11 protein-coding genes are annotated in these 10,963 nt (G+C 43.2%); 6 read left to right on the forward strand and 5 right to left on the reverse strand.

Features of this window, described 5'->3' with window-relative positions; all coding sequences use genetic code 11:
* Positions 1-128: 128 nt before the first annotated feature.
* Both F459_RS0101175 and F459_RS0101185 read left to right on the forward strand, forming a co-directional pair.
* Entirely contained in the window at positions 129-386 is a 258-nt protein-coding gene (locus F459_RS0101175; protein ID WP_013255951.1) for a type II toxin-antitoxin system Phd/YefM family antitoxin, read from the forward strand.
* Between the two features lie 442 nt (positions 387-828).
* Positions 829-2,187 (forward strand): MATE family efflux transporter, encoded by a 1,359-nt coding sequence (locus F459_RS0101185; protein ID WP_154651588.1) that lies wholly within the window; start codon positions 829-831, stop codon positions 2,185-2,187.
* A 14-nt stretch (positions 2,188-2,201) separates the two neighbouring features.
* On the opposite strand, the gene F459_RS0101190 is transcribed toward F459_RS0101185, so the two are convergent.
* The 3 genes from F459_RS0101190 to F459_RS0101200 are packed head-to-tail and all read right to left on the reverse strand — an operon-like array spanning position 2,202 to position 5,004.
* The gene (locus tag F459_RS0101190) at positions 2,202-2,978 is read right to left on the reverse strand and encodes a DeoR/GlpR family DNA-binding transcription regulator (RefSeq protein ID WP_020610906.1); all 777 of its coding nucleotides are present in this window, start codon (positions 2,976-2,978) and stop codon (positions 2,202-2,204) included.
* A gap of 4 nt (positions 2,979-2,982) precedes the next feature.
* Positions 2,983-4,185 (reverse strand): ADP-dependent glucokinase/phosphofructokinase, encoded by a 1,203-nt coding sequence (locus F459_RS0101195; RefSeq protein WP_020610907.1) that lies wholly within the window; start codon positions 4,183-4,185, stop codon positions 2,983-2,985.
* 27 nt (positions 4,186-4,212) lie between these two features.
* Positions 4,213-5,004, reverse strand: a complete 792-nt coding sequence (locus F459_RS0101200) for a DeoR/GlpR family DNA-binding transcription regulator (protein ID WP_020610908.1) — start codon at positions 5,002-5,004, stop codon at positions 4,213-4,215.
* A 285-nt stretch (positions 5,005-5,289) separates the two neighbouring features.
* Between F459_RS0101200 and F459_RS0101205 the strand changes: the two genes are divergently transcribed.
* The 4 genes from F459_RS0101205 (at position 5,290) to F459_RS0101220 (ending at position 9,265) form a co-directional block, all read left to right on the forward strand.
* Entirely contained in the window at positions 5,290-6,549 is a 1,260-nt protein-coding gene (locus F459_RS0101205; RefSeq protein WP_154651589.1) for an ABC transporter substrate-binding protein, read from the forward strand.
* Between the two features lie 204 nt (positions 6,550-6,753).
* The gene (locus F459_RS0101210; protein ID WP_245540041.1) at positions 6,754-7,515 is read left to right on the forward strand and encodes a carbohydrate ABC transporter permease; all 762 of its coding nucleotides are present in this window, start codon (positions 6,754-6,756) and stop codon (positions 7,513-7,515) included.
* Positions 7,516-7,517: 2 nt separating this feature from the next.
* Positions 7,518-8,363, forward strand: coding sequence for a carbohydrate ABC transporter permease (locus F459_RS0101215; RefSeq protein WP_020610911.1), 846 nt, complete (start codon positions 7,518-7,520; stop codon positions 8,361-8,363).
* Positions 8,364-8,401: 38 nt separating this feature from the next.
* On the forward strand, positions 8,402-9,265 hold the full coding sequence (locus tag F459_RS0101220; protein WP_020610912.1) for a ketose-bisphosphate aldolase: 864 nt from the start codon (positions 8,402-8,404) through the stop codon (positions 9,263-9,265).
* Between the two features lie 60 nt (positions 9,266-9,325).
* Here F459_RS0101220 and F459_RS0101225 read toward each other — a convergent pair whose 3' ends face one another.
* Positions 9,326-9,688 carry a helix-turn-helix transcriptional regulator gene (locus F459_RS0101225; RefSeq protein ID WP_154651590.1) on the reverse strand — a complete coding sequence of 121 codons (363 nt, stop codon included), beginning with the start codon at positions 9,686-9,688 and terminating at the stop codon, positions 9,326-9,328.
* Between the two features lie 88 nt (positions 9,689-9,776).
* Positions 9,777-10,958 carry a PAS domain-containing protein gene (locus F459_RS0101230; protein ID WP_020610914.1) on the reverse strand — a complete coding sequence of 394 codons (1,182 nt, stop codon included), beginning with the start codon at positions 10,956-10,958 and terminating at the stop codon, positions 9,777-9,779.
* Positions 10,959-10,963 lie beyond the last annotated feature (5 nt).

Here is a 10,963-nt window from a genome sequence, read left to right on the forward strand (position 1 = left end):
GTATGGCGAAGAATGAATTGATTTTATCATCATCAGAAATAAAAAAGATTATAAAGGTGCAGGTGGTATGTCTTTTTTCGATTGATTAATAATACTATTAATAGTACTATGCAAACGAGGTGAATCGTATGAATAATACCATAACGGCAAACGAGCTGAAAACGAAGGGTGTTACCATAATAGATGAGGTTACATCGCGCAATAATGAAGCCATCATCACTGTCCGCGGAAAAAACAAATATGTGGTTCTATCCATAGAGGAATACAGCCAATTACGAGAATATGAACTAGAAGCCGCGATAAAAGAGTCAGAGGAAGATATAAAAAATGGGAGAATCTATGATGAATCAATTGATGATCACATGAAGAGAATAACAAGTGTATAAACTAATTTTTACAGAAAGTTATGTACAAAGGACGAAGAAATTTGCAAAAAAGCATCCAGAAATTCTTAATCAATACAAAAAGACACTGAAACTATTAAAAATAAATCCGCTGCATCCATCATTACGCTTGCATAAGCTGGAAGGTAAGCTATCAGATTATTACAGTGTATCAATCAATATGCTATATCGAATAACAATAGATTTTATCATAAAGGAAAAAGAAATAATTCCAATCAATGTTGGAACACATGATGAGCTATATTAGGAGCGTAAGCGCTTCAGAAACACCATCTGTATAGGAAGGGGAAAATAACTGTCAACAACCAGCAATTGAAACACCAACTATTTCAGTTTCCCTGCTTTCCCCTCGTTTCCGCTTTCTATATACTGATATGTCACAACGCGCCGTTGTGAGATCACAACATGTATAAGAGGTGTTTGGGTGCGGGATCTTACACAGGGGAGTATTCCTAAGCATATACTATCCATGTCTTTGCCGACGATGTCGGGGCTCATGCTTCAAGGGCTCTACGATATCGTCGATATGATATGGATTGGGCAGATATCATATCAGGCGGTTGCCGCAATTACGATATTCGCCTCTATTTTCTGGATTTTTGAAGTACTCAACGAGATCATAGGGATGAGCTCGGTTTCACTTATTTCCCAGAGCTACGGTGCAGGGGATATAAAGCGGACGGCGGTTGCCGCCGAGCAGACTATCACGTGTAAATTTCTCATTGCATCCCTTGCGGCTATTCTGCTTTGCATCTTCCTTAAGCCCATGTTGCACCTGTTTACCGATGATCGGCTTGTCACCGAATACGCAAAGGCTTACGGATACCTTCGGGCCGCAACCATCCCCATATTTTTCTCTTCCTTCAGCGTGAATACCATATTTCGTTGTACCGGTGATGCAAAAACTCCGATGTTTCTGCTTATCGGATCTGCGGTGATCAATATCATTCTGGATCCCATCCTCATGTTCGATTCGATTCCCGGAACCTCGCTGCCCGGCGCCGGTTTGGGAATGTTCGGCGCCGCCCTTGCCACGGTTCTTGCAAATGTGGTGGCTCTTGGAATCGGTATGCTGCTTTTGCTCTCTGGGAAGAGTGGTGTCCACATATCACCGAAAAGGCTTTTTCGTCTTGTTCCTGTGATGGATAAGAAATTGCTTACCATCGGGCTTCCTTCCGGATTCGAAATGCTGTTCAGAAATACGGCAAACACCGTCTTCATCAAAATGGTCGGTGTATACGGCACCGCTGCTGTGGCGTTGATCGGGGTGGGCCTGCGTATCTACTCGTTTATCTTTATGCCGATTATGGGGATCGTGATGGGATCCGGCACCATCGCCGGACAAAACCTTGGTGCGAATCAGATCGACCGAAGCCGTGCGACGGCATGGTATTCTTCCTTGATTGGGTCCCTCCTCACCGCTGTTTTGATTACCCTTGTACTGCTCCGCCCACAAGTGGTCCTGGGTTGGTTTCTCACCGACCTTGATGAAATCAGACAAGGCGTGATCATGCTTTCTGTTGTGCTCCCTTCTCTTGTTATTGCCGCTTTTTCTTTGGGATGGGCTTCTGTTTTTTCCGGTTCCGGCTATACCATTCCCTTTCTCCTTAGTAGTTTCGTTGCCAAATGGGCGGTGATGATTCCCTATTCTGCAGTGGTCATCTACCGTTTTCACACGCCGCTTACCTATGTCTGGATCAGCTTTATCTTAAGTGAGATTGCGGAGATGATTGTGTTAGGAAGATTTTTTCATAAAGGGGCGTGGAAGTACCGGCGGGTATAGCTACCTGAATATCATCATACGATATGGAGGAGAATGTTCTCTTCTTTTATGGCTTTTGCTTCGGCTGAGGTGATTCTTTCGTCGGTTATTACCACCTTGACTCGTGAGAGATCACTAATAAGGAAATCGGTGCTTGTTCCGAATTTGGAGTGATCGGCCAGGATCATTACCTCTTTTGCACAATCGAGCATGATTCGCTTCGTCGCCGCTTCTCGTTCGTTGGAAGCGAAAATGCCCAGGGCCGGATCGATCCCGCAGACGCCCATCACTACTCTGTTCGTTTTTACTTTTTTCAGGACTTCGATGGCGGGAGAGCCGTATGTCGAATACGTGTTTCGTGAAGCATATCCGCCTATCAGGAGAATTTGGTTTTTTGCTTTTTTTTCTTTGGACAGGATGTTGCCGACACGCAAGGCATTCGTAATGACCAAAAGATTGTTTTTGTTCAGCAGGTACGACGCAAAAACAAAGGTGGTGCTTCCCCCATCGATTAATAGACTCTCTCCATTTGATATCATGGTGGAGGCGAAGCGCCCAATCCTTTTTTTTTCTTCCAGAAACTCTTTTTCTACTTGGGAGAGATCCGTTTGATTTTTTTCCGTCTCAATATTCCGCAGTATGATCCCCTCTTTTGTCCTATAAATCATCTTCAATTTTTCGAGTACGGCAAGATCTTTGTAGAGGGCCAAATCGGTATTACCCGTGAGTTTCTTTATCTTATCAAATTCGATAATCTGATTCTCTTTGATGAGCGATAATAATTGTTTTTGCCTATCGTTGATGTTTTCCATACTACTACATCTCGCTTAGCTGAGGTATGAAGCCGCCGACAAAGGCGTCTCCCAATCCAATGGTTGTCACGTTCTGTTCTTCCACCATAACGGAAGGTATACAACATCCTCTATCGCCAACAATTGATGCAAAGGCGTCGGCAAATTTCTTTCCCGCTTCATCATCCGGAAGTGCGTAGGTTTCTTCGTATTGTGCAGGTTCGTTGAAAGAATCGCCGAAACGGAAACGTGTTGTTGCCATCGTTATACCGCCTTTGAGACAGGCTGCATAATCTTTTGCATGTTCCCCGTATGCCAGGGCCCAGTATTTGGAATGAATCACCACCAGCGGTATGGCAAACCTCTCTTTGAGGGTTTTCGCGGCCGCGGCCACTTGTGATGCGTCGAGAAGATCTATATCCTGTTGCAGGTAATCTTTCATTTCATCTTCGTTCAGACTAAAGATATCAATATGTTCAAAGAGATACTCTTTACAAAGCCGATTTGATGTTTCATCGGCAAAACAGGCATCTTCGTAATAGATCGTTGTTCCCTGTTTTTTTAGTTTGATAAGCTGCCCTTTCATATAGGAAAGACGCTTTTTGAGAAGCTCATGGTCTTGCATAACATTAAAACCGCTAAGCAAAAATACCCTGGCTTGCGAGAGACAGTTGTCGAAAAAATCTTCGGAGAGGTTCATGATGCTGTTGTTATAATCATCATCGATGATTATTCTGTTGGCACGCACGGTATGTATGCGAATATCGTTTGCGATAATATCCGCATCTGCAGGGTATTGGATGATGAGATGGATATCGAAACTTTCATCTTTATTGCTGCAAACATACGAACAATCCGGCGGCAGCAGTTTCTTTATGTGCTCATTCATAGTAACAAGATGCATGCAACTCGTGTAGCCGAGCTTTCTCATCGCAATGGCAGAGCGTGGGCAGGTCCCTCCGATGGTTATCTCATAGTCGAAGCGTTTGGAAAATTGTAAGGCAGTTTCCGTATCTTCCAGAATACATTCGCCGCCGATTTCAGATTTGATGAAGCGAAGCACATTGATAAGAAGGTCCTTCTCGTTGAGTATCGGCCTCCTTTCCTCCTTGAGATCCTTTTCATGCACATCATATTCTCTGATGCACTGCTCTAATGCCTCTGGATTCCAGGCCAATTCAAAATCGGTATTATTACCTAAACCAAGTCCAATCTTGTGCTGCTGCAATTGTCTACCTCCGGTGTTACGCTATCGTTAATAGGCTAATCGTACGTCGATCTGTTTTTGATGAAAGGTTTCCAGATCACGTTTACGGATCTTAGCATCGGTAATGACCGCATCGATGTCGTTGAGATCACTAAACTGGTACAAGGCATATTTCCCGATCTTTGAGCTGTCGACGACAATATAGACCTCATTGGCATTTAGTATCATTTGTTTCTTGATCTCGCCCTCCTGAGGATTTGCCGAAAAACAACCCTGATCAGGCATGATGCTTGTCGTACTGATGATGGCTTTATCAAGCCTGAAATTCTTGATCATATTGACGGCGATCGGACCGACGGTATTCTGGGTCTGATACATAAGCTCACCACCGATGATGATGGCCTGGTTTTCTCCAATCCCATTCATGATGATTTCACCGATATGTTGCGAGTTTGTGACCACCATGAGGTTGTGCCGTGTTTTTGCCAGTTCTTCGGCAATAGCGGTATTGGTACTTCCTCCATCGATCATTAAACTGTCGTGATCATTGACGATCGAGACAACATAGCGTGCAATCCGCTTTTTTTCTTCGGGATGCTCTTTTGCCCGATGTTCTATTGTGGTGGTTTGCCAAAAGATGGGCTCTTCTCTGTAGATGGCCCCGCCGTGAGTTCTGTAGAGCTTTTCTTTTGATTCAAGGTATTTTAAATCCCGTCGTATGGTGGCGTCCGTTACATTGAGAAGTTTTGCCAATGCAGATACTTCGATGCTGGTTTCCTGCATCAGGATTTCCATGATTCGCTCATGACGTTCTTCAGCAAAATTTTTGGAATCTTGCACCGTTATCTCCTTGCGCACTATGGTTAAACTGCGAATAAGTGACTCGAATGGTCTTAAGGTTTCACGTATTATAGCAGCATATTTCGAGAAACTTTCAACTAAAAGATAAAGATCCTGATGAAAAGAGTATATGAGGCGTTGTCTGATAAGTCAATATAAAAAAACACATAACGAAAATAATCTGTTTATATGTGTTCGTTTTTTCTTGACAACTCAAGGTGATAGGGTATAATTGTCACCAACACTTGCTCTATGGGAGTGAAAAACGGTTTTGAGGAGAAGGAAATGAAAAAAATTCTACTTACGACATTTTTGTTTCTGCTTACTTTTTCTTTTGTGTTCGCAAACGGAGCACAGGAAAAAAGTGGGGCCGGCGATCAGGAGATCGTTCTGGAATTTATGCAGTGGTGGGAACCTGAAATGCTTCCGGGCGCAATGGAGAAGATTTGCAGTGATTATGAAGCATCCCATCCCGGAATCAAGATAAAAAGAATTTCCAAGCCCTATGCCGAGGTTCAAAGTCAGGTAACAATCGGTGCTGCTGCAGGGACTTTGAGTGACGTTTTGGGTTGTGATCCTACCTGGATTTACAATTTGGTCAAGCAAAATGCGGTACTGCCCCTTGATGAATTTATCCAGGGTGATAACTACGATGAATCCCAATTGGCCAGTATCAGTGTATTGGACGGCAAAAAGTACCTCATCAACGTCGAAAACTTTGTATACCCCATGTTCTACAATGTTGATATGTTTAAAGAAGCCGGAATAGAGAGCTTCCCCGAAACACACAGCGAATTCATTGAGGTGTGCAAGAAGTTGACCGATCCTTCTAAAAACCAGTATGGTTGGGACATGTCGCTGTCGTTACAGAATCCGACCGGTATTCAGAATGACATCATGGCATTGGTTTGGGCGAGTGGCGATACCGGACTGCCGAACCCAAACAACGAGGGTGTCAAGACGGTTTTTAATCTTGTGAATACCTTGTATCAGCAGGGGCTTATTGTACCGGGATCCATGACTGCCCAGGAACAAGATAAAGTTGAGCATTTTGTTAACGGCAGGACCGCAACCATGATCGATTCGCTTGCGCATATCAACATGATTCGTTCCAGAAACTCCGGATTCAATTTCGACATTGCCTTGCCTCCCGCAAAGGACGGTTATACCGGAAAGCATATTCTGGATTGTGCCGCTTGGGGTGTAACCATTTCAAAAACTTCCAAACATCCCAAAGAAGCCTGGGAATTTGTTAAGTATCTTATGAGCCCTGAGGTCAACTCTTTCATTGCCGACAGCGTCAATGCCTTCCCGGGAAACATTAATGGTGATCCGAGCTGGGTCAAGGAAGATGCGATGAATGAGAAGGCTTTCAAGCTGTATCAGGAAAATGGGGTACGGAACGAATTCCAGGGTGCTCCCGAGGCGAACAACCTTATGCGGCTTATGTCGGAACAACTCCAGGCGCTTCTCAATGGAAAGAAGTCCGTCGATGAGGCTCTTGCCGCGACGAGTGCTGCTTGGGAAAAGGTTTATTCGAAATAAAACCGATAATGGTTTACGACAGGAGAAGGGGAGACCTTTCTCCTGCCTTATGTTAAGGATGCGGAAATAGTAATGCTTAATCGAACACTATTGCTTGACAGACGAAAGAAATTAATCGAGCCCTATCTCTTTATCATCCCTGCGCTCCTTTTTTTATTCCTTCTGATGTTTTTTCCAATTTCTCAAGTTTTGCGATACAGCCTGATGGATAATGTCATCACCAATCCTGATCCCCAATTCGTGGGGCTGGCGCATTACAAAGAGGTTCTATCTGATGCCATTTTTAGATCCAGCGTTTTGCATACACTCTTTTTTGCTTTTTTTAGTGTTCTGTTTCACTTGATATTGGGCATGCTGTTTGCAAATCTGCTGAATGCTGATATTAATCCCTCCCTGCGAGCGGTATTACGTGTTATCTTCATTTTCCCCTGGCTGTTCACGCCGGCAATTATCGCCATTATCTGGCGACTTATTCTCGATCCTCTTGGAATCGTAAATTACATATTGGCAAGCATCGGCGCCATTAGTGGTGTTGTTGAATGGCTGAGCAACGAAAAAACAGCACTTCTTGTTTTAACCTTTATCAATATATGGAACGGTTACCCTTTTTATATGGTCAGCCTTTTGGCGGGGCTTCAAGGCGTCCCCAACCAGCAATACGAAGCTGCTTTGATCGACGGTGCCAACGGACGGCAGCGTTTCCTGTTTATCACAATTCCTCATTTGATGCCCATCATATTGAGTCTTAGTATTCTTGATTTCATATGGACGATGCAGGTCTTCCCGCTTATTTGGATGACAACAGGCGGTGGTCCCGGTCATGCGACGGAAGTGATGGCGACATACACGTATAAGCTGACATTCCTGCAGTTTGAATTCTCGAAAGCATCAGCATCGGCGATGGTGATATTGTTGCTGTCGATGCTTATGTCGATCTTCTATGTGCGGCAACAAAGGATACGGTGAGTATGACACATTCGATAAAAAAGCAAAGCATGGGCAGAAAGATCGTCACCTATTTTTTCTTATTGCTTGGGGTCGTCTTCGCGGCATTTCCGGTTGTTTGGCTGATCTCCATGTCGATGCGGCCGAATGGAGAGGTCTTTGCTACTCCACCGAGTGTAATCCCTAAAGTACTTACCTTGGGTGCCTACGCAAAGATTTTTGCAAGCCCGGAGAAGATTCGATTTTTTATAAACAGCTATGTGGTGGCCCTTATTGTTACCGCGTGTACGTTGTTTATCGCAATGTTGACGGCTTATTCATTTTCCCGTTTTACCTTTAAAGGGAAAAAGCTTATCAATATGCTGATCATTGGAACACAAACAGTTCCTCCTATATCATTGATGATTCCCTATTTCGGTATGATGGTAGCCTATAGGCTCTACGATACCTACTTTGCATTAATTTTTACCTATTTGGCTTTGACCTTGCCCTATGCAATTTTAATGATGACAGGTTTTTTTAATACATTGCCGAAGGCTCTTGATGAGGCGGTATTAATCGATGGAGGTTCCCGGCTTTTGACCCTGTTTCGGGTTATCGTTCCGATATCCCTGCCTGGAATCGTCTCCACGGGATTGTATACATTTTTGTTATCATGGAATGAGTTTCTATTTGCATTGACATTGACGAAAAGCAATGAAATGGCGACTGTCCCAATTGGTATACAGCTGCTTATGGGACAGCATACATATGAGTGGAACGAGATGATGGCTATGAGCTTTTTGGGCAGTTTGCCTATTATGATATTGTTTTTGATTTTTCAGAGATACTTTTTGGCAGGTATGTCTGCCGGTTCTGTGAAAAGCTAGTCGTAAGAAATAATATAATTTTTTTAAGGAGTACATCGATGTTGATGACGATGAAAGAGCTGCTGGGTATTGCAAAAAAGCACAATTTTGCGGTTCCCGCTTTTAACACAAGCAGCAGTATGATTTTAAATGGATTACTTGAGGCATGCGAAGAAAAGCAGGCTCCGGTAATTGTTGCTATCCATCCAGATGAGCTGGAGTTTGTTCGTGATAGTTTCCTGAAGTTTGTCATTGACGAAGCACATAAGGCTTCCTTTCCCGTTTGTATCCATCTTGATCATGGAGCTTCCTTTTCTCAGGTCATGCGGGCAATTCAGTCGGGCTTTACCTCTGTCATGATAGACTCTTCCGCCTTACCTTTCGAAAAGAATGTTGAGGTGACCCAAAAGGTTGTCGAGGCCGCCCATGCGGTAAACGTCAGTGTCGAAGCAGAACTCGGTACCATCGGAGGAACGGGAGAAGGCGGTATCGCCAGTACCGACAATATCATTTTCACTCAGCCTGAAGATGTGAAAGCCTTTGTCGAGGCTACCGATGTCGACACCCTGGCAATTGCAATTGGGACAGGACACGGACTTTATCCCAAAGATGTTAAGCCGAAATTACGGATAGATCTTCTTAAGGAGATACGAGCGGTAACCGATGTGCCACTGGTTTTACATGGTGGTTCCGATAATCCCGATAGTGAAATCGCCGAGGCCGTTAAAAACGGCGTGCAGAAGATCAATATCTCCAGCGATATAAAAACGGCCTTCTATAAGAAATGCCGTGAAGTATTGCAGGATCAGGCCCTGCGGGAACCGGGAGATATCTATCCTCCCTGTATCGCGGCGATGAAGCAGGTCATGTATCATAAGATTGATTTGTTTAATGATGCCGATAAGGTGAAATACTATAAATAAGATCATCCGTTTGATTCTTATCATGAGGCTGTTGCACTTCGCTGCAACAGCCTTTTTGTGTTACCGATAAGCCTTCATGAACGGTAATCGCTCTGATGAGGCAGCTATGACAGAGCGAAACATTTTTGGGGACATTCCCGGCCAGCTTTTATAAGCCCGCTGAAAAGAGGAAACATCACTATAGGCCAGCAGATAGGACACTTCTGCAATGGTTATTTCAGATGTGTCGAGATAATAATCAGCAAGTTCCCGTCGTGTTTTGCTAAAAATTGATTGAAAGCTGGAACCCTCTTCCTGTAGTTTTCTCTGTAACGATCGTTTGCTCATCGCAAGCCGTTTTGAAGCCTCTTCCACAAAGGCCTCTCCGTTCGGCAACATTTCCAGCAAAATAATCCCGAACATAGGATCAGCAGCGTTTTTCAAGGAGAAATGAATTGTCCTAAATTTTTATAAAAGTGGATACCAGGGAGGTATGCTACCGAGGTCTGGTATCCGCTCTTGCTCGTTCATTTTACGGTAAATAATATTTTCGTAAAACCTTTCTAAGATTAATAGATTTGTTTTTTATGCATAGTTTCATGCGAATGGCCTGGCGATAATTTTCTACGGTGCGTTCCGAGAGATTCATAATACTGCCGATTTCTTTTGAAGTGTATCCTTGTGTAATAAGATGCGAGATTTTGAGCTCGTTGGGAGAGAGCTTTTCTAAAAGTTCGATCGGAACGACTTGCATCGACTCAAAGCACTGTTTAATGATATCCACGGTCTTGATCTGATTTGCCGCATTGAGTTCATTTAATTGCTTAATCATGGGAAGTATCACCTTATACATTGTATTGGAAACAGTGTACTTTTGATCATCATACTTGGAATGTGTTTTATTCATGAAAGTCGATAAGGTTTGATTAAGCGATTCAAGATTTTTTGATGTATGCCTCAACTCTTCGGAAAGCTGTTCGTGCTGAGTGACATTGCGAATAAAGCCGATAAACTGGTTGCGTGATTTCCAGTACATGCATCTTACATCGACATCTATTAACTCACCTTCCTTTGTCCTATGCCTTGTTTTTAGATTTCTTGTTTCTTGGCTTACCATTCCCTGCAGGAAAAAATCCATTATTTTCTGTCCTTCTATGGCATCTATTTCGGCAATTCTTTTATGAAGCAGCTCTTCTCTTGAATAGTGAAGCATCCTACACGCGTTCATATTACAATCAACTATTTCTCCCTCAAAATTTATAAGCCAATATGCATCATGAATCGCTTCTGTTAAAAAATGGTAATGCTCTTGTCTCTTTGAAAGATGGTACAGGGTTTCTTGCTGTTCATTAATGTCGACTATCGTCCCCAAGGCATAACGTATTCTTTTTTGATTATCCCGAATGATTGATACGCTTGCGAAAACCTCGAAAACAGAATTGTCGTTATCGACTGCAGTTAGCTTTCCCGACCAATTACTACCTTCCTTGATTACTGTTTTTATTTCTTCATCTGTTTGTTTTTCTTTTAGAAGAAAAGAAGCATGCCTGCCTATTACATCACATGGATTATTGAACTTCCATAACTGCAAAAAAGAATTATTTACGTCCATCACACAGCCTTTTGCATCAACTAAGATGAGGGCATAGGCAGTCGTCCTGAAAACTTTTTTGTAAACATCAAGGTCGACAGTATCCTTTTCATTGCTTCCCATAGTAA

This window comes from Sediminispirochaeta bajacaliforniensis DSM 16054, from assembly GCF_000378205.1.
GTDB classification, from domain to species: domain Bacteria; phylum Spirochaetota; class Spirochaetia; order DSM-16054; family Sediminispirochaetaceae; genus Sediminispirochaeta; species Sediminispirochaeta bajacaliforniensis.